This window comes from Acinetobacter sp. 24-47-62, assembly GCF_056779765.1.
The window spans coordinates 39,273-63,349 of the sequence record NZ_JBWYIN010000014.1 but is presented as its reverse complement, the minus strand read 5'-3'; the positions used below and the strand labels follow the sequence as shown (position 1 = coordinate 63,349).

Genomic DNA, 24,077 nt, shown 5'->3' with positions numbered 1-24,077 from the left:
AAATTATTCGTTTCGGTTGCAAAGCTAACAAGAAAAAATGATCGATTCTTGAAGTCGCTCATGGCATAGTGCGACTAATAAATCAAAATGAAAAGCACAGGACATGAGTCTAAATACGCAAATTTTAATTGCTGCAATTTTAGGTGTGGCTTTTGGCATCTTGTTAAATGTATTCCCTGATACAGTATTTTTTAACGGAAGTTTATATGGCTTAGGGATTGCCAGTAGTATTTTTATTGGTCTACTTAAACTATTACTGATTCCTCTAATTTTTAGTTCTATTGTTGTCGGAGTTTCCAATCTGCAGACTGGTGGCCAACTTGGTAGAACTTGGAAAATTACCCTTGCTTGTTGTGTCACAACCACAACGTTGGCGCTGATTTTGGGGCTTGCGTGTGCGCATCTTTTTGAGGTCGGGAAAGGTGTAGACATCACTATTTTTCAAGAGACCATGAATCAGCATCAGACGCCTGATACTTTGACGCCCTCGAGTTTTTTTACCAACTTTATCCAAAATACACTAATAAACCCGTTTAAAGCATTTGCTGAAGGTAATGTGTTAGCCGTTGTCGTTTTTGCACTTTTAATTGGGGTGGCTCTCGTTAAAGGTGGTGAAAAATTTAAAACAGTGAAAGCGTTGAGTCAGCAATTTTTTGAAATCATGATGTTGATGATTGGTTGGGTGATGAAGCTCGCACCAATAGGGATTTTTGCGTTACTGGCAAAGTTAATCGCGACGGAGGACCTATCTGTTCTGAGTCGATTAGCAGAATTTGCAGCAGTAGTCACGGGAACGACCATCTTTCATGGCCTAGTTGTTTTGCCTTTGTTGCTCTGGATTTTCGGGAGAATGAATCCAATTACATTTTTTAAGGGAACACGAGCAGCCTTGATTACGGCGTTTGCTACTAGCTCAAGTTCCGTAACCATGCCGCTATCAATGAAGTGTGCTCAGGAAAATTTAGGAGTAAGACCCCAGACTGCAGGATTTGTGATCCCTCTCGGGACACAGTTGAATATGGATGGGACGGCATTGTATGAGGCTGCGGCGGCGCTGTTTATTGCGAATTTAATGGGGCTTGACTTAACGTTAGGACAACAATTGATTGTGTGTGCGACAGCAATGATTGCATCTTTAGGGGCACCAGGTATACCTAGCGCAGGTATGGTTACCATGATTATGGTTTTACAATCAGTTGGACTCCCGGCAGAAGCAATCGCGATATTATTGCCGATTGACCGTTTGTTAGATACCGTTAGAACAGTGGTGAATGTGCAGGGGGATATGATGATTAGTGTTGTTGTAGATCGTTACACGAATCCTGATCATGAACCTATTGAAAAAAATACAGCTTAAAAGATTAGATCAGATATAAAAAAAGCAGGGATCACCCTGCTTTTTTATTGAATACATTATGCAACTTTCAGTGCTGCGCGTTCCGCTGCTGGTGATTGATTTAGATAGTTGATCGCATCTTCAGTTTTTGCTTCATGAACAGGGTCGTACCAAGGCATTAAATAGCCGAGTTGTTGAGAAACAAGCCAGAATGGGTGTGGGAGTAAACCATTGTCTTTTTGGGCAATTCGTGCCCATTCACGCCAAATCCAAGGTTTGTAAACAGCTGGTTTAATTGATTTAAAGCGAGGGTCTTGACCCATAATATGAGCAGCACCATCAACCCATAAACCTAATACAGCAGCAATCACAACTACACTTTGATAATAACGAGAAATATAACCACCGCCGAGATGACGATATAAGTCAAATGCAACGGTACGGTGTTCAATTTCCTCAGCACCATGCCATTTTACGAGATCGAGCATATTGGCATCAGCGCCCAATTCACCCCATTTTTTGTTGTACAAGGCATATTTGCCGAGGACACAAGTCATATGTTCAACAGTAGCAATAATACCTAATCTGAATAAATCCCACTGATGATCTAAGGCTTTTGGGATGTTTAGACCTAAAGGTTTATCCGCTAAAAGTTTTCCAAAAAGAAAGTCCATGATATCGAGGTTACGTTGAATATCGATATGACGTGCGCTGAGATATTCTTTATTTGCTGAATTATGTGCTTGAGCGTGCATCGCTTCTTGGCGAATAAAAGCTTTCACATCTTCTGCAAGTTTTTCATCAGTAATTTTGGGCAAAACTTTGTTGTACAGACGACAAAACCAAAATTCGCCTGCTGGTAAGATGTTATTGATTTCATTGATAAAATAACTAACGAAAGGCTGATTTGGAACCCAATCTACTGGTGTATCCGCCCACTCAAATTTAACTTTACGAGGTTTGATGTGATACTCAATAGAAGATCCAATCTTACTATTTCTTAATCGAGACAATAATTTCATCACACTTTCCTGAATTTTTGTTGTGATTATCATTTTTCAGTATAAAAAAATGCCCTCAAATAACCTTAGCATTTGAGGACATTGATATATCAATTAGTGAATGTAATGATTTAACCATTCGGTAGGGTAGATACTATTCGGCTTTGTTGGATTTTAGTTCGGTTGTTTCGCTTGGTGATTCATCATCTTCTTGAATAACATGTTCAAAATCTTCATCGATGTCTGATTCACTTACTTCAGGAATTGCACTTAGATCAAATCCGTTAGGCTGCTCAAGCGTAAAATTTAAACGACCAGCAATAACGCTTGCGAGTTCTTCAAGACCTTGCTTATTGAGGGATGAGAACAATTGGATAGAGAAGTTAAGCTTCATTTTCTTTAATTGAGCTTTGACTTCTTGCAATGCTTTGGAAGCTGGACCACGATTTAACTTATCTGATTTTGTTAATAAAACATGGACAAATAATTTACGTGAATAAGCCCATTCTAACATCATGACATCGAAATGTTGTAAAGGGTGTCGTATGTCCATTAACAATACAAGCCCTTGTAAACTTTCACGATGAATGAGGTAGTTTTCAAGCTCTTTTTGCCAAACGATTTTCATGCTTTCAGGTACAGCAGCATAGCCATATCCAGGAAGGTCAACTAATCTTTGTTCGGCATTGCCCATGCTAAAAAAGTTAATCATTTGTGTGCGACCAGGTTTTTTAGACGCACGTGCAAGTTGTTTTTGATTAGTTAATGCATTAATCGCACTCGATTTACCAGCATTCGAACGACCTGCAAAAGCAATCTCATAACCTGTGTCATCGACACATAAATTCAGTTTTGGTGCACTCATTAAGAATTCGGCTTTGCGCAACCAGTTGAGCGCTTGAACCGAATATTCAGTAATCGCTGGATCGGCTTTTTTCTCATAGCTGATCTTTTGCTTTGGGGCATTTGACGCCTTACTGTTTTTCGACTTTCCTCTGCTGTGATGCATAGCTCAACTTCAATAACTCAATTTACAATCAGCTATTATAAAGGAAGTCGCGCATGCAAGCGAATACTCAATCGAATTGAGTAAATCTATGGTGTAACTTGAATGAACGGAATGGGTGAATCTGAATTGAATTTTATACCTAAGGTGGGTATAACATCCTTCAGTTTAAATTGATCTAAATGCTGATAAAACTGTTTGACTGCATGATCTAAAATGCCTTTTAAGCCACAGTCACTTCTTAATACGCATGGTGGGTTATGACACTCTACAATTTGCTGATCGCCTTGAAGTGTTCTCACTAAAGTCCCTAATGAGATATTCAGAGTTTGAGGGGCTAGACGTATACCGCCACCTTTGCCTCGAGTGGTCATTAGCCAATTTTGTTTTGCCATAAAGTGAACGATTTTCATGGCGTGGTTTTCTGAGACCTGCAATTGGTTTGCCAGCTCTGCAATGGTATAAGGCAAGTCGCGAGGGTGTGCGACATACATCAATATACGCAGCGCATAGTCGGTAAATTTATTCAGTTGCATAGATCATCATAAAAGATAGCTTATTTCTATCTTAACATTGAAAGCCCCGCGAACGGAGCTTTTAATGATCTCTTAAAATCTTATTTCGGTTAAAGATTTAGATGAATTAATTTTTTAGTGGTGCAGATACCTCAACCACATCACCTACTTGATAGTGGTTTAATAAGATATTTGCCACAGAATATTCAGTTGCTTCATCTACCGCTTTTACTGTGATTTGATACTGGTCAGCTTGTGCAGCATCAAAGCTAAATTGTTGTGGTTGGCGCATCTCTTGCCCCGGTACTTGGACTCGTACTGAAATATATTCACCTGCTTCAGCCGTCGCAATGGTGTGACCGTCCTTGGCAGCTAAAGTTAAGGTTTTGGTGTTAGCTTCAGCTTCAATCGCTGTAATTTTAAATTCACGCCAGCCAGCCCAACCGCCATTTTGTGCAGTCAAAGCTTCATATTTTGATTTTTCGACACCAATTAAAATGTCTGCCAATTGCATATACGCGGCTTTCCAAGCAGCAATCAGATCAGAGTCCATTGGCACATCTAATACTTCGCTTATTGAATGCAGAAGGTTTTCACCCACAATCGAGTATTGATCCGCTTGAATGTCTAAACTTACGTGTTTAGTGGTAATTCGCTCAATGGCTTTTGCCAAAACTGTAGGATTTTCAATATTTTCAGCATATGCCAAAACGGCAGCGGCTAAAGCACGTGGCTGACGACCAGTACTTTGATGATCCATGTTAAATGTATTTTTTAACTCGGGGTTGTTGTTTAGCATGCGATTATAGAAATAGGTTGTAAGGGCAACACCATTCTCACGCAGGACGGGAACAGTCGCTTTTACAAGTTCAATATGTTGTGGCGTCATGAGCTTTAACTTTGGTTTTATTAAAAGATATATTTAAAATACATCTTTTATGATCGAGCTGCAATATGACTTGCATAGAAAACCTTAAAATAATTATGGGATATTGAAATATCCCATAATGAAGTTAAAAATGATGGGTAAAGGGAGGGCTATTTTTTTCCAAATAATGAGCCCAGTAGACCGCGTACGATTTTTTGCCCAGTGCTTCCGCCGAGGCTTCGTGCAGCACTTTTAGCAAACGTGCCGACAATATCTTGGGTGAGTTTTTCGCGTTGTTTGGCTGCACGTTCTGCTTCTTTTTGTTGTTCACGGGCAAGGCGTTCTTGTTCTTTAGCAATTTGCTTCGCGTAGGCCTCTTGTTCCTTAGCTTGTTGTTTTGCTAACGCTTCTTGTTTGGCTTGTTGTTGACGCTGAACTACTTTGTTTTGCAGTATTTCAAAAGCACTTTCTCTATCAAGTACTTGCTCATAAACACCCGCAACCACACTGTTTGTCATGAGCGTCTTACGCTCTTCAAGCGTGATAGGTGTAAAAGATGAATATGGGGGCATAACCCAACCGCGTTCAACCATTTGTGGCGTGCCTTTCTCATCTAGACAGCTAATTAGCGCTTCACCAACTGCCAACTCCGTAATGGCGTCCTGTACTTTGAATGCAGGATTGGGTCTAAAAGTATCAGCTGCAGTTTTTACTGCTTTTTGATCTTTTGGTGTGAAGGCACGAAGTGCATGTTGAACACGGTTGCCCAGTTGTCCTAAAACACTTTCAGGTAAATCCAGAGGATTTTGGGTGACAAAATAAATACCTACTCCCTTAGAGCGGATTAAGCGTACCACTTGTTCGATCTTTTCTTGCAAAGCAGGGCTGGCATTGTCAAACAGTAAATGAGCTTCATCGAAGAAAAATACCAATTTCGGTTTATCCATATCACCGACTTCAGGTAATTGTTCAAACAGTTCGGAAAGCATCCACAGTAAGAAAGTCGCATAAAGCTTTGGTGTGTTCATTAATTTGTCGGCAGCGAGCAAATTAATATTGCCGTGTCCTTGTGTATCGGTTTGGATAAAATCCATGAGGTCTAATGCAGGCTCACCAAAAAATTGATCACCGCCTTGATCGGCCAGTGCTAGCAAATTACGTTGGATTGCACCCAAGCTGGCAGGAGAAAGATTGCCGTATTCTGCTTTAAAGTCAGCTGCATGCTCAGTCACATAAGTGATCATCGCCTTGAGGTCTTTAAAGTCGATCAGTAATAAACCTTGATCATCCGCGATGCGGAAAATCGCAGAAAGCACACCTTCTTGGGTGTCATTCAAATTCAGCATTCGGGCTAAAAGCAATGGACCAATTTCTGATACTGTAGTCCGAATCGGATGACCTTGTTCGCCAAATAAATCCCAAAAAACCACAGGTGATGCGCTAAATGGGATTGATTCAATATTGAGGCTCTTGATGCGTTCATCAAATTTTGAATTATTTTCACCTGCTTTGGCAAGGCTAGAGACATCACCTTTTGCATCGGCTAAAAATACCGGCACACCAATACGAGAAAAGCTCTCTGCCAAGACCTTTAAAGTGACTGTTTTTCCTGTTCCTGTTGCGCCGGCAATCAAGCCATGTCGGTTTGCCAGTTGCGAATGTAAAACAATCTCTTGGGATGTATCTGAGGTTTTTTTTGCGATGACAATTGGTGTGCCCATAATTATTCCTTTTTATTCGATCTTTTGTTGTTGCATTATTTTGAGTGCTTGTTGAATATCTTCTATCAAATCTTGCGGATGTTCCAGTCCTATACAAAAACGAACCAATATTCCTTCTTGTAAATGTGTATGTGCAAGCTCACGCATTTGATCAATTTGATAGAGCATTACTAAACTCACTGGGCCACCCCAGCTAAAACCTAATTTAAACAGGTTAAGCGCATCACAAAAATTGCGTATATCTTGAAGATTATATTTTTTATCAAAAATTACACTGATCAAACCTGCGCTCAATTCTGTTAGGCAAACTTCTTTCCAAAAAGTATGACCTGCAGATTTTGGATTGGCAGGGTGCAATACTTGTGCAAACTCATTTTGCTGTAGAAGCCAGTTTAATAAAGTTAGCGCTGATTTAGATTGGTGCGTATAACGGAGTTCCATTGAAGATAGGCTGCGCTGAATCTGTGCGGTGTCATCGCCTGATATAGAAATTCCTTGAATTGCATGCATGCGAAATAGCTTGTGGTATAAATCCTTGTTTTTTGTTACGACACTTCCCATGAGAATGTCACCACCACCGCTTGGATATTTGGTGAGTGCATGGATGGTAATATCGACTGCTAAGTGTTCTGTACCAAAATCAAAAGCATTAAAAGCTAGACCCGCTCCCCAAGTATTATCAAGTGCGGTAAGCATCTTATGAGCTTGAGCTTTTTTCACCAGATTCGTTAAATCTGGAAATTCAAGTGTTACAGATCCTGCAGCTTCTAACCAAATTAACTTAGCTTTATCACTGGGTTTAAAGCTCTCAATATCAATCGGATTATAGACCTTAACGACAATACCATAACGTGATTCTAGGTTTCGCAAATGCTCCATATTTGGACCGTAAATATTGTCCGCGACCCAAACTTCATCACCATGTGCTAAAAAACAAGAATTCACCAAGTTGATTGCAGAGAGTCCGCTTGGTGCAAGTAGACAGTATTCTCCGCCTTCTAATTGTGCAATATTGTCGCCTAGCGTAAACGTGGTAGGGGTGCCATGCGTTCCGTAACTATAGTCATAAGGATCGGTCCAATGGCGATTGAAAAGAGCATCGGTATTTTCAAAAATGATCGTTGATGCGCGATAAATAGGGGGTTGAATACTATTTAAAAGTTGAGGTGCTTTTCTAGGGCTATGTATGAGTTGAGTTTGCGTATTTATTTTCACAATTTACCTGTATAAACCGTCATTTTATAACTAACAAAACATACTACTAAAAAACTGCATAGCTGTGCTTTGTTTAAAATTATTTAACAACCTATAGGTTGGCTTCATTTTTGCAACTGCTAGTGCAATATAAGAAAAGTTCGGGTTGGAAAATGAAGCCATTAAAAGTGCATTACTTTCAGCATATTGCTGGTGAAGGGTTCGGAAGTTGTTATGAATATTTAAAATCAATTGGAGCACAAATTAGTGCTACGGAATTTTTTGCCTTACCTGTTGAGATGGCATTAGAAATCGAGGCGTTACCAGCAATTGAAGATATTGATTTACTCATCATCATGGGTGGAGCAATGAGTGTAAATGATGAGGCTAATTATCCATGGCTAAAAATAGAAAAAAGATGGATCCGTCGATATTTATCACTAGGCAAGCCTGCAATTGGTTTGTGTCTCGGAGGTCAGCTTATAGCCAATGCTTTGGGAGCAAGTGTACGTTTAAATGAGCAACAAGAGTTAGGTTGGACTAAAGTCTTCAGAACTCAACATGGTTTATCAGATTACTTTGAAATACCTAAAGAATTGGAAATAATGCAATGGCACAGTGAGACTTTTGAGATTCCTAAAGGAGGCGTCAGACTGGCTGAAAATAATGTGTGTGCAAACCAAATGTACCAAATTGGAAAGAATGTGCTGGGTTTTCAGTTTCATCCAGAAATAACGCCGAAAGTTTTACAAATGTATATTGAGAATGAAGAGCATGAGAAGGTATTTTCTGGCGCTTATGTACAATCTTTAGATACCTTAAAACAAACAAAAAAAACTAAGTTCCAAAAAGGGAATGAATTGCTGATCGATGCAATTAATTATGTATTGGGGTTCGGGCAGGGTGTACAAAAGAAAGCCGCCAACGCTTAACCGTAAATTGAGAAAAAATGATAAATAGGTTTGCTTAACAGTTAAACAATCGTTATAATGGGCGACCCTTTGATATTAAGGGCTAAACAACGTTGATTGTTGTTTAGATCGTTACAGTCGTGGCATCGATCACGACCTTAGTGATTTTCACTGCCTCTGACACTTGCCTTGTTTTCGGACAGGGGGAGATGCGTCATGGGTGATTCTTTATATATTTGGCTTGGAGTTTACTGGTATGTCTAACCAGAGAATCCGTATCCGTTTGAAGTCTTTTGATCACCGTTTAATTGATCAATCTTCTCAAGAGATCGTAGAAACAGCAAAACGTACTGGTGCACAAGTTTGTGGTCCAATCCCGATGCCAACTCGCATCGAGCGTTTTAACGTTCTAACTTCACCGCACGTTAACAAAGACGCGCGTGATCAGTATGAAATCCGCACTTACAAGCGTTTGATCGACATCGTTCAACCTACAGACAAAACTGTAGATGCATTGATGAAATTAGATCTTGCAGCTGGTGTAGACGTTCAGATCGCATTGGGTTAAGGCTTTCGGTTAATTAACACTCTAAGTTAATTAAGCCGCTTTTTTAGAGGTTTATGCACATGGCTATTGGTTTAGTCGGTCGCAAGTGCGGTATGACACGTATCTTTACAGATGCTGGTGTTTCTGTACCTGTTACAGTGATTGAGGTTGATCCTAACCGCATCACTCAAATCAAAACGCTTGAAACTGATGGTTATCAAGCGATTCAAATCACTACTGGTGAACGTCGCGAATCTCGCGTTACTAATGCTCAGAAAGGTCACTTCGCTAAAGCGGGTGTTGCTGCTGGTCGTTTAGTTCAAGAGTTCCGTGTTACAGAAGCTGATCTTGAAGGTCGTGAAGTTGGCGGAACTATCGGTGTAGATTTGTTCACAGTGGGTCAAATCGTTGACGTAACTGGTCAGTCTAAAGGTAAAGGTTTCCAAGGTGGTGTTAAGCGTTGGAACTTCCGTACTCAAGACGCTACTCACGGTAACTCTGTTTCTCACCGTGTTCTAGGTTCTACAGGTCAAAACCAGACTCCTGGTCGCGTATTCAAAGGCAAAAAAATGGCTGGCCATTTAGGTGCTGAACGCGTAACTACACAGGGTCTTGAAATCGTTGCTATCGATACAGAGCGTTCAGTTCTTGTAGTTAAAGGCGCGGTTCCTGGTGCTACCGGTGGTGACGTAACTGTTCGTCCTACTATCAAGGCTTGAGGGGAAATAACGTGAATTTAAATACTGTTTCCGGCTCTGCTGTTGAATTATCAGAAGTTGCGTTCGGTCGTGAATTCAATGAAGCTCTTGTACACCAAGTTGTTACAGCTTATTTAGCTGGTGGTCGTCAAGGTTCAAAAGCTCAGAAATCACGTGCAGACGTTTCTGGCGGTGGTAAAAAACCATTCCGTCAAAAAGGTACTGGTCGCGCTCGTGCTGGTTCTATTCGTAGCCCAATCTGGGTTGGCGGTGGTAAAACTTTTGCTGCTCGTCCACAAGACTGGTCTCAAAAAGTAAACCGTAAAATGTATCGCGGTGCTATGCAATGCATCCTGGCTGAACTTGTTCGTCAAGATCGCTTAGTTTTAGTTGAAGAGTTTGCTGTAGCTGCTCCAAAAACTAAAGAATTGCTTGCAAAACTTAACGACTTGAATGCTACTCGTGCATTAATCGTTACTGATGCTGTTGATGAGAACTTGTATCTAGCTGCTCGTAACCTTCCACACGTTGATGTGGTTGATGCTGCTGCTATCGATCCTGTTAGCTTGATCGCGTTCGATAAAGTTGTTATGTCTGTAGCTGCTGCTAAGAAAATTGAGGTAGAACTCGGATGAACAACGAACGTATCTATCAAGTCCTAAAAGGACCTGTATTCTCAGAAAAAGCACAAGTTTTAGGTGAAACTGCTGGTGTTCAAGTGTTTAAAGTTGCTATCGATGCAAACAAACTTGAAATCAAAAAAGCAGTTGAACAATTATTTGGTGTAGAAGTTGTTAAAGTTAACACGACTATCACTAAAGGTAAGACTAAACGCTTTGGTAAAACTATCGGACGTCGTTCTGATGTTAAAAAAGCATACGTCACCCTGAAAGCTGGCCAAGATGTAGAAATGGCTGACTTGGGCGATACCGCTGAAAGCACAGCGGAATAAGGACGAGAATTATGCCTATTCAAAAATGTAAGCCAACGTCACCAGGACGTCGCTTTGTAGAGAAAGTCGTTCACGACCATCTTCACAAAGGTGCGCCTTATGCTCCGTTGGTAGAAGCTAAAAAACGTACTGGTGGTCGTAATAACAACGGTCACATTACTACACGTCACGTTGGTGGTGGTCACAAGCAACATTACCGTATTGTTGACTTTAAACGTAACAAAGATGGCATTCCTGCGACTGTAGAGCGTATCGAATACGATCCTAACCGTACTGCACACATTGCATTAGTTTTGTATGCTGACGGTGAGCGTCGTTATATCATTGCGCCTAAAGGTCTACGTGCTGGTGATAAAGTTCAATCTGGTAACGATGCTCCAATTCGTCCAGGTAACTGCTTACCACTTCGTAACATGCCTATCGGTTCTACTCTTCACAATATCGAGCTTAAAATCGGTAAAGGCGCTCAATTAGTGCGTTCTGCTGGTGCTTCTGCTCAGTTATTGGGTCGTGACGGTTCTTACGCAATTATTCGTCTGCGTTCTGGCGAAATGCGTAAAGTACACGTTGAATGTCGCGCAGTTCTTGGTGAAGTTTCTAACCAAGAAAGCAACTTACGTTCACTAGGTAAAGCTGGTGCTTCACGCTGGCGTGGTGTTCGTCCTACCGTTCGTGGTATGGCGATGAACCCGGTAGATCACCCACATGGTGGTGGTGAAGGGCGTAACAAAGGTATTCAACCTGTAAGCCCATGGGGTCAAAAAGCTAAAGGGTACAAGACACGTACCAATAAGCGTACGACTAAGATGATCATTCGCGACCGTCGCGTTAAGTAACAAGTAAAGGAATCTGACAATGCCTCGTTCTCTGAAAAAAGGCCCATTCGTCGATGCGCACTTGTTCGCTAAGGTTGAAGCGGCTATCGCGGCTAATAACCGTAAGCCGATCAAAACTTGGTCGCGTCGTTCGATGATCCTCCCGGATTTTGTTGGTTTAACAATTTCTGTACACAATGGTCGTAACCATGTTCCGGTAATCGTATCTGAGCATATGGTTGGTCACAAGCTTGGTGAATTTGCACCGACTCGTACTTACCGTGGTCACGGTGTTGACAAGAAATCTAAACGTTAATAGGTGCTATGATGGAAGTAACTGCTAAATTACGCGGTGCCGCTATCTCGGCACAAAAAGCTCGTTTGGTTGCAGACTTGATTCGCGGCAAATCTGTTGCGCACGCTCTTAACATACTAAACTTCAGCAACAAAAAAGCTGCAGTTTTAGTTAAGAAAGCGTTGGAATCTGCGATTGCAAACGCTGAACATAATAACAGTTTAGATGTAGACGATCTTAAAGTTTCTACGATCTACGTTGATGAAGGCATGAGCCTTAAACGTATTTTGCCACGTGCTAAAGGTCGTGCAGATCGTATTACTAAGCGTACTTGTCACATCACCGTTAAGGTAGGGGTTTGATATGGGTCAGAAGGTTCATCCAATCGGTATCCGCCTAGGTGTTGTGAAACGTCATAACGCTAACTGGTATGCGAATCCGAAACAATACGCTGAATACTTGCTTAAAGATCTTCAAGTTCGTGAGTTTTTAAACAAAAAACTTAAGAATGCGATGGTGAGCAATATTCTTATCGAACGTCCAACAGGCGCTGCTAAAGTAACAATTAGCACTGCTCGTCCTGGTATCGTGATCGGTAAAAAAGGCGAAGACATTGAAAAATTACAGCGCGAACTTACCAATATTATGGGTGTTCCAGCGCAAGTAAGCATCAACGAAATTGATCGTCCAGATTTAGACGCTCGTCTAGTTGGTGAAGCAATTGCTTCTCAATTAGAAAAACGTGTAATGTTCCGTCGTGCTATGAAGCGTGCGGTTCAAAACACTATGCGTGCTGGTGCGAAAGGTATCAAAGTTGAAGTTTCTGGTCGTTTAGGCGGTGCAGAGATTGCACGTACTGAATGGTATCGTGAGGGTCGTGTACCTCTACATACTCTTCGTGCTGACATCGACTATTCAGCGGTTCGCGCAGAAACTACTTACGGTACGATCGGCGTTAAAGTTTGGATCTTCCGTGGTGAGATCTTGGGCGGCATGAAACAAGTCATGAACCCAGCTCCAGCTGAAGAACGTCCAGCTAAACGTGGTCGCGGTCGTGGTGAAGGTCAAGAGCGTCGTGGTCGTCGCAATGATCGTTCTGCTGAAAAAGGAGAATAATCCATGTTGCAACCTAAACGTACTAAATTCCGTAAAGTGCAAAAAGGCCGTAACACTGGTCTAGCACATCGCGGTAGCACAGTATCTTTTGGTACTATCGCACTTAAATCAGTTGAACGTGGTCGCATGACTGCGCGTCAAATTGAAGCAGCGCGTCGTACAATCAGCCGTCGTGTAAAACGTGGTGGTAAGATCTTTATCCGTGTATTCCCGGACAAACCAATTACTGAAAAACCATTAGAAGTTCGTATGGGTAAAGGTAAAGGTTCTGTGGAATATTGGGTTTGTGAAATCAAACCAGGTAAGATCCTGTACGAAATGGAAGGTGTGAACGAAGAATTAGCGCGTGAAGCATTTACGCTTGCTGCTGCTAAACTTCCGTTTAAAACCACTATCGTGACTCGGACGGTAATGTAATGAAAACTAAAGATCTACGTGAAAAGTCGGTAGAAGAATTGACAGCTTTGCTTGATGAGCAACAGTTGAACCAATTCCGTCTTCGCATGGCTAAAGCAACTGGTCAATTGGGTAAATCGCACGAAGTGCAATTAACTCGTAAAACTATTGCTCGCATCAAGACCCTCCTTACCGAAAAACAGGGGAACGCACAATGAGTGAGCAAACAGTTCGCACGTTAACAGGCAAAGTAGTAAGCGACAAGATGGACAAGTCTATCGTTGTTCTTATCGAACGCCGCGTTCAACACCCGTTGTATGGCAAATCAATCCGCCGTTCAACAAAATTACACGCTCATGATGAGAACAACACTGCTAAAACTGGCGATGTTGTAACTATCAAAGAAAGCCGCCCAATTTCTAAAACTAAGTCTTGGACTTTAGTTGAAGTTGTTGAAGCAGCTGCTGAGTAAATAACGTTCTTGTTGCATCATCGGTCAATTTCGAGTACTCTTTGAGCCTTTCGAAATTGTGACCGGTGATGCTCGGTTTTGGAGTAGGGCAATGATTCAGACCGAAACTATGCTCGACGTAGCAGACAACAGTGGTGCTCGCCGCGTACAATGTATTAAAGTACTTGGTGGTTCACATCGTCGTTATGCTTCAGTTGGCGACATTATTAAAGTTACTGTAAAAGAAGCAATTCCACGTGGCCGTGTTAAAAAAGGCGACGTAATGAATGCAGTAGTTGTACGTACAAAATTCGGTATCCGTCGTCCAGATGGTTCTGTTATTCGTTTCGATGATAACGCTGCTGTTATTTTGAACAACAACAAAGCTCCGATTGCTACTCGTATTTTCGGACCAGTGACTCGTGAACTTCGTACTGAACAGTTCATGAAAATCATTTCATTGGCTCCTGAAGTTCTATAATAGAGGCAATCATGGCTAAGATTAAAAAAGGCGATCAAGTAATCGTGATCGCAGGTAAAGAAAAAGGCAAACAAGGTACTGTTTTGTCTGTTTCTAATGACCGAGTTAAGGTTGAAGGTCTTAACTTAGTTAAGAAGCATCAAAAGCCTAACCGTGCAACAGGTGCTGAAGGCGCTATCGTTACACAAGAAGCTTTGCTTCATATCTCTAACGTGGCAATTTTTAATGCTACAACCCAAAAGGCTGACCGTGTTGGTTACCAAGTGATTGACGGCGTGAAAACTCGCGTTTACAAATCAAATGGTGAATCAGTGGCGGTAGCGAAGTAATAGGTTGAAATAGGCAATGGCCAGACTTAAAGCGCGTTACAACGACGAACTTAAAGCTCAATTACAAGAACAATTGGGCGTTAAGAATGTGATGGAGATCCCTCGCATCACTAAAATCACGATCAATATGGGTGTTGGTGCAGCTGCTGCTGACAAAAAACTCCTTGATGGTGCTCTTTCTGATATGCAAGCTATCGCTGGTCAAAAACCAGTTCTTACGTTAGCTCGTAAATCTATCGCTGGTTTCAAAATCCGTGATGGTTGGCCGATTGGTTGTAAAGTTACTTTACGCGGCGAACGCATGTACGAATTCTTAGACCGTTTGATCTCTATCGCGATCCCTCGTATCCGTGACTTCCGTGGTTTCTCTGCGAAATCATTTGACGGTCGTGGTAACTACTCTATGGGTCTTAAAGAACAGATTATGTTCCCTGAGATCGATTTTGATAAGATTGACCGTATTCGTGGTATGGATATTACCATCACTACGACTGCTCGCACCGATGACGAAGGCCGTGCGCTTATGCGTGCATTCGGCTTCCCGTTCAAATAAGAGGTCGATATGGCTAAGAAAGGTATGATTAATCGCGAATTGAAACGCGAAGCTACTGTTGCTAAATACGCTGCAAAACGTGCTGAATTAAAAGCTGTTATTGCAAACGTAAATGCAAGCGACGAAGAGCGTTTCGAAGCGATGATGAAGTTACAAGCATTACCACGTAATGCATCTCCAGTACGTCTTCGTAACCGTTGTGGTTTAACTGGTCGTCCTCATGGTTACTTCCGTAAGTTCGGTTTAAGCCGTAACAAATTACGTGACACAGTAATGCAAGGTGATGTACCGGGCGTTGTTAAGGCAAGCTGGTAAGGAGCACTATAAATGAGTATGCAAGATACCGTTGCCGACATGTTAACACGTGTTCGTAACGCACAAATGGCGAAGAAACAAACTGTTTCTATGCCAAACTCAAAGTTAAAAGTTGCGATTGCTAACGTTCTTCAACAAGAAGGTTATATCGCTGATGTAGCTGTTGCAGATGCTGAAGGCAAACCAACACTTACTTTGACTTTAAAATATTTCGAAGGCAAACCAGTTATTGAGACTGTGAAGCGCGTTAGCCGTCCAGGTTTACGTCAATATCGCGGTAAAGATAACCTTCCAAGCGTTAAGCAAGGTTTAGGTATTGCAATTGTTTCTACAAGCAAAGGCATCATGACTGATCGCGCTGCACGTGCTGCAGGTATCGGTGGTGAAGTTATTGCTTTTGTTTCTTAATAGGTGATTCCTCATGTCTCGTGTGGCTAAAGCCCCAGTAACTGTACCTAACGGTGTAACAGTTACTCAGAACGGCCGGCAGGTCGAAGTGAAAGGCAGCAAGGGTACTTTGTCTTTCAACCTGCATGCGCTGGTCGAGCTAAAACAGGAAGACGGTATTCTAGCTGTTGCTCCTAAAGCTGAATCTAAAGATGCTTGGATGCAAGCTGGTACTGCTCGCGCTGTGCTTAACAACCTTGTTAAAGGTGTTAGCGAAGGTTTCGAACGTAAGTTACAACTTATCGGTGTTGGTTATAAAGCTGCGGTTAAAGGGAACACAGTTCACCTTAACCTAGGTTTCTCTCACCCGATCGATTACAACCTTCCTGAAGGTGTAACTGCTGAAACACCTACAGCTACTGAAATCGTGCTTAAATCTGCTGATAAAGCAGCTTTAGGTCAAGTTGCTGCAGATATCCGTGGTTACCGTCCGCCAGAGCCATATAAAGGTAAAGGTGTTCGTTATTCTGATGAAGTTGTACTTCGTAAAGAAGCTAAGAAGAAATAAGGCGCGAGGTTCTTATGAACGAAAAGAAACAAACCCGTTTGCGTCGTGCGAAAAGCACACGCTTGCACATCCGTGCATTGGGTGCGACTCGTTTGTGTGTAAACCGCACTCCGCGTCACATCTATGCTCAAGTAATCTCAGCAGATGGTGGCAAAGTATTAGCGCAAGCTTCTACTTTAGATGCTACGTTACGTAGTGGTACTACAGGTAACGTTGAAGCAGCTACTAAAGTTGGTGCTTTAATCGCTGAACGTGCTAAAGCAGCTGGCGTAACTAAAGTTGCATTTGACCGTTCTGGTTTCAAATATCATGGTCGTATCAAAGCCTTGGCTGATGCTGCTCGTGAAAACGGCTTGGAGTTCTAATCATGGCTAAAGTTGAACAAAACGAAGGTCTTGTTGAAAAGCTGGTTGCCGTTGATCGTGTAGCCAAAGTTGTTAAGGGTGGTCGTATCTTCTCTTTCACAGCATTAACTGTTGTGGGTGATGGTAATGGTCGCGTAGGTTTTGGTCGTGGTAAAGCTCGTGAAGTTCCAGCTGCTATTTCTAAAGCACTTGAAGCTGCTCGTCGCAACATGATTACTGTTGAACTTGTTGATGGTACTGTTCAGCACCCTATCAACGCTCGTCACGGTGCTAGCCGTGTTTACATGCAACCTGCTTCTGAAGGTACTGGTGTAATTGCTGGTGGCGCTATGCGTGCTGTTTTAGAAGCTGTTGGTGTACGTAACGTATTAACTAAATGTTATGGTTCTACTAACGCTGCGAACGTAGTAAACGCGACTTTTAATGGTCTGCGTGATATGACTTCTCCTGAGAAAGTTGCTGCGAAACGTGGTCTTTCAGTAGCACAAATTCAAGGGTAATCAATCATGAAAACGATTAAAGTTACCCAGACTAAATCTGCATCGCATCGCTTGAAAAATCACAAGCTTAGCCTTAAAGGTTTAGGTCTGCGTCGTATTGGTCACACTGTAGAAGTTCAAGATACTCCTTCTAACCGTGGTATGATCAATCAAGTTTACTATATGGTTAGTGTAGAGGAATAAGCCATGACTCTGCGTTTAAATACAATTGCACCTGCAGAAGGTGCTAAGCGTGAAAACCTTCGTTTAGGCCGTGGTATTGGTTCTGGCGTTGGTAAGACTGGTGGCCGTGGTGTCAAAGGTCAAAACTCACGTAAGAGCGGTGGTACTCGTCCAGGTTTCGAGGGTGGTCAAACTGCGTTATATCGTCGTCTACCTAAGTTCGGTTTCACTAGCCAATTGGCTTTGAAAACTGCTGAAGTACGTTTGTCTGAACTTAACAAAGTTGAAGGCGATATCGTTACTCTTGAAACTTTAAAAGCAGCGAACGTTGTACGTAAAGATATGATTCGTGCTCGTATCGTTCTTTCTGGTGAAATCACTCGTGCATTCACTGTTCAAGGTGTTGCATTGACTAAAGGCGCTAAAGCTGCTGTTGAAGCTGCTGGCGGTAAAGTCGAGGAGTAATCGCGAGTGTCTATGTCTCCTAGTTCTACAGGTCATGTTCACATGATGAAAGGTCAACCATTTCACGTGAAATATCGTGAAATTATTCGCCGATTAATGTTTTTAATTGGTGCTTTGGTGGTCTTTCGACTAGGAGCGCATATTCCGCTGCCAGGTATTGATAATGTCGCTTTAGAACGTTTCTTTAATGCAAACCAGGGTACTTTCCTTGGTTTGTTTAATATGTTCTCAGGCGGGGCATTGGAACGAATGTCCATTCTTGCGTTGGGGATCATGCCGTATATTTCTGCATCGATTATCGTGCAGTTAATGTCAACGGTTGTTCCTTCGCTGGAAGCATTGAAAAAAGAAGGCGAGCAGGGCAAGCGTAAGATTAACCAATATACGCGTTACGGCACATTATTCCTTGCAATTGTACAAGGTATTGGTATGTGTGCGGGTCTGATCAGTCAAGGGATTACCTTTACTTCAGGTTTAGCATTCTATATTCCTGCATTAACGTCTTTAGTTGCAGGTACCATGTTCTTAATGTGGTTGGGAGAGCAAATTACCGAACGTGGTGTTGGTAATGGGATCTCTATGATCATCTTTGCAGGTATTGTTGCTGGTTTACCAAGTATGGTTGTGCAATCATTTACCCTTGTGGAAAATGGTCAATCAAGCTTAATTGGTATTGCTATATTTGGCTTATTGTCTTTAGCTGTTTTAGCTGCGATTGTGTTTATTGAAAAAGCACAACGTCGTATACCTGTTAACTATGCTCAAAAGCAGCAAGGTCGCCGAGTATTTACTGCACAGCAGACTCACTTACCATTAAAAATAAATATGGCGGGTGTAATTCCAGCAATTTTCGCAAGTTCGTTATTGCTGTTTCCTGCAAGTTTAGGTCAATGGTTAGGTAGTTCTGATCCTAATGCAGGGATCGTTAAGCGTACACTACAAGATTTGGCATTAGTTTTATCGCCTGGACAACCATTATATTTGGTGCTATTCGGTGCGCTTATTATTTTCTTCTGTTATTTTTATACGGCACTAGTTTTCAGTCCTAAAGAAGTATCAGAAAACTTAAAGCGTAGTGGAGCTTATGTACCTGGTATCCGCCCAGGTGAGCAAACTGCTCGTTATTTAGATCATATTCTTAGTCGTTTAACATTTATCGGTTCGATTTATATCACTGTTGTATGTTTAATGCCGATGGTGCTTCAAAGTTCTTTTGGTATTCCATTCCATTTGGGTGGTACATCGCTGTTGATCGTGGTTGTTGTAGTTATGGACTTTATGGCTCAGCTACAGGCACACCTCACATCGCGCCAATATGATAATCAAACACTAATGAGTAAAACGACTGCTCATCCTAAGGGATAAGCGCACTTAGAGGTTTCATCATGAAAGTTCAAGCTTCTGTAAAGAAAATTTGTGGTAGCTGTAAAGTTATCCGTCGTAATGGGGTAATCCGCGTGATTTGTAGCGCTGAACCTCGTCATAAGCAGCGTCAAGGTTAATCTGATCAAGACCTGTTGATTTCAGTAGGCTAATTAGGTTATTATCCGCCCCTCAAAGATTTTGTGGGGCGGTTGATTATCTCTACTGCCTTTTTGGAGAAAGTGAATGGCTCGTATTGCCGGTGTAAACATTCCGGATAACAAGCATGCTGTTATCTCTCTTACGTATATCTTTGGTATTGGCCGCCATACTGCTAAGCAAATCTTAGCTGCAACTGGTATTGCACCAACTACTAAGATCCGTGAATTAGATGACGCTCAGCTTGATGCGATTCGTGCAGAAGTTGCTAAGGTTCCGACCGAAGGTGACTTACGTCGCGAAATTTCCATGAACATTAAACGTTTAATGGATTTAGGCTGCTACCGCGGTCTTCGTCATCGTCGCAGCTTGCCTGTCCGCGGACAACGCACCAAAACTAACGCACGTACCCGTAAAGGTCCGCGCAAACCTATTAAGAAATAAGATTTCTGGAAGCTAAAAGATGGCTAAAGATACTCGCACACGCAAGAAGGTCACTCGTACCGTCTCTGAAGGTGTTGCACACATTCACGCTTCTTTTAATAACACCATTGTGACTATTACCGATCGTCAAGGTAATGCACTGGCTTGGGCCACTTCAGGTGGACAAGGCTTCCGTGGATCACGTAAATCAACTCCGTTTGCTGCTCAGGTAGCTGCTGAAGTTGCTGGTAAAGCTGCTTTAGATTACGGTTTGAAAAACTTGGACGTCCTTGTTAAAGGTCCTGGTCCAGGTCGTGAATCTGCGGTTCGTGCTTTAGGTGCAGTGGGTTATAAAATTAATAGCATTACCGATGTGACTCCAATTCCTCACAACGGTTGCCGTCCACCTAAAAAACGTCGCGTGTAAGGAGAAACATTCATGGCTCGTTATATTGGTCCAAAATGCAAACTCTCTCGCCGCGAAGGGACAGACCTGCAACTTAAATCAGGCGTTAAACCGTTTGATGTTAAGACAAAAAAACATGCTAAAGCTCCTGGCCAACATGGTGGAGCTCGTGGTGGTAAACAATCAGAGTACTCACTACAATTACGTGAAAAACAAAAAGTACGTCGTATGTACGGTGTTTTAGAACGTCAATTTAGTAACTACTATAAAGAAGCTGCTCGTGTTAAAGGCGCAACAGGTGAAAACTTGTTGAAATTGCTTGAAAGCCGTTTAGATAACGTTGTTTATCGTATGGGCTTTGGTTCTACACGTGCAGAAGCTCGTCAGCTTGTATCTCACCGTTCAATCACTTTAAATGGTCGTCGTGTTAACATCGCGTCAATCCAAGTTAAAGCTGGTGACGTGATTGCAGTACACGAAGGCGCTAAACAACAATTACGTATTAAAAACGCAATTGAATTGGCTGCTCAACGTGGAACTCCTTCTTGGATGGAAGTTGACCATTCTAAATTAGAAGGTACATTCAAATCTGCACCTGATCGTTCTGATTTACCTGCTGAAATCAACGAAAGCTTGATTGTTGAATTGTATTCTAAATAATCCTTGAGGTAGCAATAATGACGCGTACTGCAAACGAGTTTCTAACTCCGCAAGCGATCAAGGTCGAAGCGGCAAGCGGGACCTCGGCAAAAGTGATTCTAGAACCTTTAGAGCGTGGCTTTGGTCATACTCTAGGTAATGCTTTACGTCGCATTCTTTTATCATCTTTACCTGGCGCTGCTGTGGTTGAAGTTGAGATTGAAGGCGTCGAGCACGAGTACAGTACTTTAGAAGGCTTGCAGCAGGACATCGTCGAGCTCTTGCTGAACCTTAAAGGATTGTCTATTAAGCTGTTCGATCAAAATGAAGCATATTTGACATTAGAGAAACAAGGTCCTGGCGATGTAACTGCCGCTGATCTTCGTTTACCTCACAATGTTGAAGTGGTTAACCCTGAACATTTGATCGGCACGTTAAGTGCTTCAGGCTCATTGAAAATGCGCTTGAAAGTTGTTCAAGGTCGTGGTTATGAGACTTCTGATTCTCGCTTCCCAGAAGGTGAAACTCGCCCAGTGGGACGTTTACAATTAGATGCGTCTTATAGCCCGATTAAACGTGTTTCTTACACAGTTGAAAATGCTCGTGTAGAACAACGTACAGACCTTGACAAGTTGGTCATTGATCTTGAAACAAACGGGACTGTTGACCCTGAAGAAGCGATCCGCAAAGCGGCAACAATCTTGCAACAACAAATTGCAATCTTTGTTGATCTTCAGAAAGATCAAGCTCCAGTTGCTCAAGAACCTCGTGAAGAAGTTGACCCAATCTTGCTTCGTCCAGTAGATGATCTAGAGCTTACTGTTCGTTCTGCTAACTGTTTGAAAGCAGAAAATATTTACTACATTGGTGATCTTGTTCAACGTACTGAAGTTGAGTTGTTAAAAACTCCTAACTTAGGTAAAAAATCGTTGACTGAGATCAAAGATGTTCTGGCTTCAAAAGGCTTACAACTCGGCATGCGTTTAGAAAACTGGCCACCAGCTAGTTTACGTATGGACGATCGTTTTGCCTATCGTAGTCGTTAATTAAGTAGGACTATCACCATGCGTCATCGTAATAGTGGTGTGAAATTAGGCCGTACAAGCAGTCATCGTAAAGCGATGTTCCAAAACATGGCTAATTCTTTGTTTGAACACGAGTTGATCAAAACAACTGTGCCTAAAGCAAAAGAGTTACGTCGTGTAGCTGAGCCTTTAATCACTTTAGCTAAAGTCGATACAGTAGCAAACCGTCGTTTAGCGTTTGCTCGTACTCGTTCAGCAGCAACTGTTGGTAAATTATTTACCGTTCTTGGCCCTCGTTACAAAGAACGTAACGGCGGTTATCTACGTGTTCTTAAAGCGGGCTTCCGTGCAGGTGATGCTGCACCGATGGCTTACGTTGAGCTAGTAGATCGCGAAGTTAAATAATTTCGTGTAGAACATCGCAAGTTGTTCAAAAAAGGTCGGTTGAATAAACCGGCCTTTTTTTGTCTAACAATTGGCATTACTTGACCTGAATTGACATGTTTTTTGCAACTTTTAGTCAAACTTGACATTGTGTATTGTCAAAAATATGTTTTAATAAAAATGTTCTTATAAAAAGGTTAATAAAAGAAATGGATAAGCAAGTCGATATTCTTATTGTTGGTGCTGGTATCTCTGGAATTGGAATTGCAGCACATTTAATTAAAAATAATCCGAACCGTAAATTTGAAATACTCGAACGTCGTAAAAGTTTCGGTGGAACGTGGGATTTGTTTAAATACCCAGGTATTCGCTCCGACTCAGATATGTCTACTTTTGGCTACAATTTTAAGCCATGGCGTAAAGCGAATGTGCTTGCAGATGGCGCTTCGATTAAAGGTTACTTGGGTGAAGTTGTTAGTGAGTACAATATTAAAGAAAAAATTCATTTTGAGCATCGTGTACTTTCTGCGAATTACGATACTTCAATAAAAAAATGGATTGTAGAAATCGAAGATCAAAATCAAAAGAAACAAACTTGGCAAGCTAATTTCGTCTTAGGCTGCACAGGTTATTATAACTATGACCAAGGTTTCCAACCTGATTTTCCAAATCAAGATAAATTTAAAGGTCAATTGATTCATCCACAATTTTGGCCTGAAAATTTAGATTATACCGGCAAGAAAGTAGTTATCATTGGTAGTGGAGCAACTGCAATCACTTTAGTACCAGCAATGGTAAAAGGTGGGGCTGGGCATGTAACAATGTTACAACGTTCACCAACTTATATTGCTTCAATTCCTTCGATTGATTTTGTTTATGACAAAACACGTAAATTTATGACAGAGGACATGGCATATAAGTTCACGCGTGCTCGTAATATCGGAATGCAACGTGCAATTTTTGCTTTGTCAAAAAAACAACCTCAACTGGTTCGCAAGTTACTTCTTAAATCTATTGAAATGCAGTTGAAAGGTAAAGTGGATATGAAACACTTTACCCCAAGTTACAATCCTTGGGATCAACGTTTATGTGTAGTGCCAGACGGTGATTTATTCAAAATTTTACGTAGTGGTAAAGCAAGTGTTGAAACAGATCATATTGAATCATTCACTGAAAATGGTATTCAATTGAAATCTGGTAAACACTTAGATGCAGATATCATTGTTTCTGCGACTGGTCTAGAAATTCAAATTATGGGCGGTATCAAAGCGACTGTTGATGGTCAGCCGATCAAGACTAGCGAACATATGCTTTATAATGGTGTGATGGTAAGTGATGTACCAAATATGGCGATGGTCATTGGTTATGTGAACGCATCATGGACATTAAAAGTAGATGTCATTGCTGATTATATTTGCCGTCTATTCAAATTTATGGATCAGAACGGTTATGATGAAGTTGTCGCACCAACTGACCATTCTGCAATGCTCGATGAAACAGTTATGGGTGAAATGTCATCAGGTTATATTGCGCGTGCGGCTGATCAACTTCCAAAACAAGGTACTAAGGCACCTTGGATGGCAACGCATAACTATTTAGCTGATCGTAAAGATCTCAAAAATGCGACTTTTAATGATGGTATTTTAAAATTTGCGAAGGCTCCTGCACAGTCAGTAAAAAAGCCTAAATTAGTATCTTAATGAATAGCTATTAAAATAAAAAGGAAGCGAAA

At 41.6% G+C, this 24,077-nt stretch carries 36 protein-coding genes and 1 pseudogene; 31 read left to right on the top strand and 6 right to left on the bottom strand.

Going from position 1 to position 24,077, the window contains the following annotated elements; genetic code table 11:
• The first annotated feature begins 103 nt into the window (after nt 1–103).
• A complete protein-coding gene (locus AC1M87_RS11965) occupies nt 104–1,357 on the top strand; it encodes a dicarboxylate/amino acid:cation symporter (RefSeq protein ID WP_035265062.1) in 1,254 nt (417 codons plus the stop codon).
• Nucleotides 1,358–1,413: 56 nt separating this feature from the next.
• Here the strand turns inward: AC1M87_RS11965 and AC1M87_RS11960 are convergent, their stop codons facing one another.
• From AC1M87_RS11960 to AC1M87_RS11935, 6 genes are all read right to left on the bottom strand, one after another.
• Nucleotides 1,414–2,358, bottom strand: coding sequence for a metal-dependent hydrolase (locus AC1M87_RS11960; RefSeq protein WP_481592044.1), 945 nt, complete (start codon nt 2,356–2,358; stop codon nt 1,414–1,416).
• Between the two features lie 133 nt (nt 2,359–2,491).
• Entirely contained in the window at nt 2,492–3,346 is an 855-nt protein-coding gene (gene yihA, locus AC1M87_RS11955; RefSeq protein ID WP_092768094.1) for a ribosome biogenesis GTP-binding protein YihA/YsxC, read from the bottom strand.
• An 86-nt stretch (nt 3,347–3,432) separates the two neighbouring features.
• Entirely contained in the window at nt 3,433–3,879 is a 447-nt protein-coding gene (locus tag AC1M87_RS11950) for an RrF2 family transcriptional regulator (protein WP_481593801.1), read from the bottom strand.
• A gap of 106 nt (nt 3,880–3,985) precedes the next feature.
• Nucleotides 3,986–4,747 (bottom strand): globin domain-containing protein, encoded by a 762-nt coding sequence (locus AC1M87_RS11945; protein ID WP_481593800.1) that lies wholly within the window; start codon nt 4,745–4,747, stop codon nt 3,986–3,988.
• Nucleotides 4,748–4,896: 149 nt separating this feature from the next.
• The gene (locus AC1M87_RS11940; RefSeq protein ID WP_481593799.1) at nt 4,897–6,447 is read right to left on the bottom strand and encodes a helicase HerA-like domain-containing protein; all 1,551 of its coding nucleotides are present in this window, start codon (nt 6,445–6,447) and stop codon (nt 4,897–4,899) included.
• 12 nt (nt 6,448–6,459) lie between these two features.
• Nucleotides 6,460–7,662 (bottom strand): PLP-dependent transferase, encoded by a 1,203-nt coding sequence (locus tag AC1M87_RS11935; RefSeq protein WP_481593798.1) that lies wholly within the window; start codon nt 7,660–7,662, stop codon nt 6,460–6,462.
• Between the two features lie 152 nt (nt 7,663–7,814).
• Between AC1M87_RS11935 and AC1M87_RS11930 the strand changes: the two genes are divergently transcribed.
• The 30 genes and pseudogenes from AC1M87_RS11930 to AC1M87_RS11785 all read left to right on the top strand — a co-directional run bounded on the left by AC1M87_RS11930 (nt 7,815) and on the right by AC1M87_RS11785 (nt 24,045).
• On the top strand, nt 7,815–8,573 hold the full coding sequence (locus AC1M87_RS11930; RefSeq protein ID WP_481593797.1) for a type 1 glutamine amidotransferase: 759 nt from the start codon (nt 7,815–7,817) through the stop codon (nt 8,571–8,573).
• Nucleotides 8,574–8,808: 235 nt separating this feature from the next.
• A complete protein-coding gene (gene rpsJ / locus AC1M87_RS11925) occupies nt 8,809–9,120 on the top strand; it encodes a 30S ribosomal protein S10 (RefSeq protein WP_004725677.1) in 312 nt (103 codons plus the stop codon).
• 59 nt (nt 9,121–9,179) lie between these two features.
• Nucleotides 9,180–9,818, top strand: a complete 639-nt coding sequence (gene rplC, locus AC1M87_RS11920; protein WP_035265091.1) for a 50S ribosomal protein L3 — start codon at nt 9,180–9,182, stop codon at nt 9,816–9,818.
• 11 nt (nt 9,819–9,829) lie between these two features.
• Entirely contained in the window at nt 9,830–10,432 is a 603-nt protein-coding gene (gene rplD / locus AC1M87_RS11915; RefSeq protein WP_035265093.1) for a 50S ribosomal protein L4, read from the top strand.
• The gene (gene rplW / locus AC1M87_RS11910; protein WP_035265097.1) at nt 10,429–10,749 is read left to right on the top strand and encodes a 50S ribosomal protein L23; all 321 of its coding nucleotides are present in this window, start codon (nt 10,429–10,431) and stop codon (nt 10,747–10,749) included. Before rplD ends, rplW begins: the two co-directional genes overlap by 4 nt.
• 11 nt (nt 10,750–10,760) lie before the next feature.
• Complete coding sequence (gene rplB / locus AC1M87_RS11905; RefSeq protein WP_035265099.1) at nt 10,761–11,585, top strand: 50S ribosomal protein L2; 825 nt, start codon at nt 10,761–10,763, stop codon at nt 11,583–11,585.
• A 19-nt stretch (nt 11,586–11,604) separates the two neighbouring features.
• Entirely contained in the window at nt 11,605–11,880 is a 276-nt protein-coding gene (gene rpsS / locus AC1M87_RS11900; RefSeq protein WP_004281508.1) for a 30S ribosomal protein S19, read from the top strand.
• Between the two features lie 11 nt (nt 11,881–11,891).
• A complete protein-coding gene (gene rplV / locus AC1M87_RS11895; RefSeq protein ID WP_035265103.1) occupies nt 11,892–12,221 on the top strand; it encodes a 50S ribosomal protein L22 in 330 nt (109 codons plus the stop codon).
• Between the two features lies 1 nt (nt 12,222).
• Nucleotides 12,223–13,039: pseudogene (gene rpsC, locus AC1M87_RS11890) on the top strand (30S ribosomal protein S3).
• On the top strand, nt 12,979–13,392 hold the full coding sequence (gene rplP, locus AC1M87_RS11885) for a 50S ribosomal protein L16 (protein ID WP_035265110.1): 414 nt from the start codon (nt 12,979–12,981) through the stop codon (nt 13,390–13,392). Before rpsC ends, rplP begins: the two are co-directional and overlap by 61 nt.
• Nucleotides 13,392–13,589 carry a 50S ribosomal protein L29 gene (rpmC, locus tag AC1M87_RS11880; RefSeq protein ID WP_035265113.1) on the top strand — a complete coding sequence of 66 codons (198 nt, stop codon included), beginning with the start codon at nt 13,392–13,394 and terminating at the stop codon, nt 13,587–13,589. The genes rplP and rpmC overlap by 1 nt, the downstream gene beginning before the upstream one ends.
• A complete protein-coding gene (gene rpsQ, locus AC1M87_RS11875) occupies nt 13,586–13,843 on the top strand; it encodes a 30S ribosomal protein S17 (protein ID WP_004691314.1) in 258 nt (85 codons plus the stop codon). Before rpmC ends, rpsQ begins: the two co-directional genes overlap by 4 nt.
• Nucleotides 13,844–13,934: 91 nt before the next feature.
• Complete coding sequence (gene rplN, locus AC1M87_RS11870) at nt 13,935–14,303, top strand: 50S ribosomal protein L14 (protein WP_035265119.1); 369 nt, start codon at nt 13,935–13,937, stop codon at nt 14,301–14,303.
• An 11-nt stretch (nt 14,304–14,314) separates the two neighbouring features.
• Nucleotides 14,315–14,632, top strand: a complete 318-nt coding sequence (gene rplX / locus AC1M87_RS11865) for a 50S ribosomal protein L24 (protein ID WP_035265122.1) — start codon at nt 14,315–14,317, stop codon at nt 14,630–14,632.
• Nucleotides 14,633–14,648: 16 nt separating this feature from the next.
• Nucleotides 14,649–15,185, top strand: coding sequence for a 50S ribosomal protein L5 (gene rplE, locus AC1M87_RS11860; protein ID WP_004809796.1), 537 nt, complete (start codon nt 14,649–14,651; stop codon nt 15,183–15,185).
• A gap of 9 nt (nt 15,186–15,194) precedes the next feature.
• The gene (gene rpsN / locus AC1M87_RS11855) at nt 15,195–15,500 is read left to right on the top strand and encodes a 30S ribosomal protein S14 (protein WP_067731180.1); all 306 of its coding nucleotides are present in this window, start codon (nt 15,195–15,197) and stop codon (nt 15,498–15,500) included.
• 12 nt (nt 15,501–15,512) lie between these two features.
• Entirely contained in the window at nt 15,513–15,908 is a 396-nt protein-coding gene (gene rpsH, locus AC1M87_RS11850; RefSeq protein WP_035265132.1) for a 30S ribosomal protein S8, read from the top strand.
• A 13-nt stretch (nt 15,909–15,921) separates the two neighbouring features.
• Nucleotides 15,922–16,455 (top strand): 50S ribosomal protein L6, encoded by a 534-nt coding sequence (rplF, locus tag AC1M87_RS11845; RefSeq protein WP_035265135.1) that lies wholly within the window; start codon nt 15,922–15,924, stop codon nt 16,453–16,455.
• Nucleotides 16,456–16,469: 14 nt separating this feature from the next.
• Complete coding sequence (gene rplR / locus AC1M87_RS11840; protein WP_035265138.1) at nt 16,470–16,820, top strand: 50S ribosomal protein L18; 351 nt, start codon at nt 16,470–16,472, stop codon at nt 16,818–16,820.
• A 2-nt stretch (nt 16,821–16,822) separates the two neighbouring features.
• A complete protein-coding gene (rpsE, locus tag AC1M87_RS11835) occupies nt 16,823–17,320 on the top strand; it encodes a 30S ribosomal protein S5 (protein ID WP_035265141.1) in 498 nt (165 codons plus the stop codon).
• A 6-nt stretch (nt 17,321–17,326) separates the two neighbouring features.
• Nucleotides 17,327–17,503 (top strand): 50S ribosomal protein L30, encoded by a 177-nt coding sequence (rpmD, locus tag AC1M87_RS11830; RefSeq protein WP_004786899.1) that lies wholly within the window; start codon nt 17,327–17,329, stop codon nt 17,501–17,503.
• 3 nt (nt 17,504–17,506) lie between these two features.
• Complete coding sequence (gene rplO, locus AC1M87_RS11825; RefSeq protein ID WP_035265144.1) at nt 17,507–17,947, top strand: 50S ribosomal protein L15; 441 nt, start codon at nt 17,507–17,509, stop codon at nt 17,945–17,947.
• Between the two features lie 45 nt (nt 17,948–17,992).
• Nucleotides 17,993–19,312 carry a preprotein translocase subunit SecY gene (gene secY, locus AC1M87_RS11820; protein ID WP_171076742.1) on the top strand — a complete coding sequence of 440 codons (1,320 nt, stop codon included), beginning with the start codon at nt 17,993–17,995 and terminating at the stop codon, nt 19,310–19,312.
• 20 nt (nt 19,313–19,332) lie between these two features.
• A complete protein-coding gene (gene rpmJ / locus AC1M87_RS11815) occupies nt 19,333–19,449 on the top strand; it encodes a 50S ribosomal protein L36 (RefSeq protein ID WP_000867907.1) in 117 nt (38 codons plus the stop codon).
• Nucleotides 19,450–19,555: 106 nt separating this feature from the next.
• Nucleotides 19,556–19,912: a 30S ribosomal protein S13 gene (gene rpsM, locus AC1M87_RS11810; RefSeq protein ID WP_035265156.1), complete on the top strand. Its 357-nt coding sequence runs from the start codon at nt 19,556–19,558 to the stop codon at nt 19,910–19,912.
• A 19-nt stretch (nt 19,913–19,931) separates the two neighbouring features.
• Entirely contained in the window at nt 19,932–20,318 is a 387-nt protein-coding gene (gene rpsK / locus AC1M87_RS11805) for a 30S ribosomal protein S11 (protein WP_001040166.1), read from the top strand.
• Between the two features lie 12 nt (nt 20,319–20,330).
• Nucleotides 20,331–20,957, top strand: a complete 627-nt coding sequence (gene rpsD, locus AC1M87_RS11800) for a 30S ribosomal protein S4 (RefSeq protein WP_035265160.1) — start codon at nt 20,331–20,333, stop codon at nt 20,955–20,957.
• A 17-nt stretch (nt 20,958–20,974) separates the two neighbouring features.
• Nucleotides 20,975–21,982 (top strand): DNA-directed RNA polymerase subunit alpha, encoded by a 1,008-nt coding sequence (locus tag AC1M87_RS11795; RefSeq protein WP_035265161.1) that lies wholly within the window; start codon nt 20,975–20,977, stop codon nt 21,980–21,982.
• 18 nt (nt 21,983–22,000) lie between these two features.
• A complete protein-coding gene (rplQ, locus tag AC1M87_RS11790; RefSeq protein WP_034587447.1) occupies nt 22,001–22,366 on the top strand; it encodes a 50S ribosomal protein L17 in 366 nt (121 codons plus the stop codon).
• A 179-nt stretch (nt 22,367–22,545) separates the two neighbouring features.
• A complete protein-coding gene (locus AC1M87_RS11785) occupies nt 22,546–24,045 on the top strand; it encodes a flavin-containing monooxygenase (protein ID WP_481593823.1) in 1,500 nt (499 codons plus the stop codon).
• Nucleotides 24,046–24,077 lie beyond the last annotated feature (32 nt).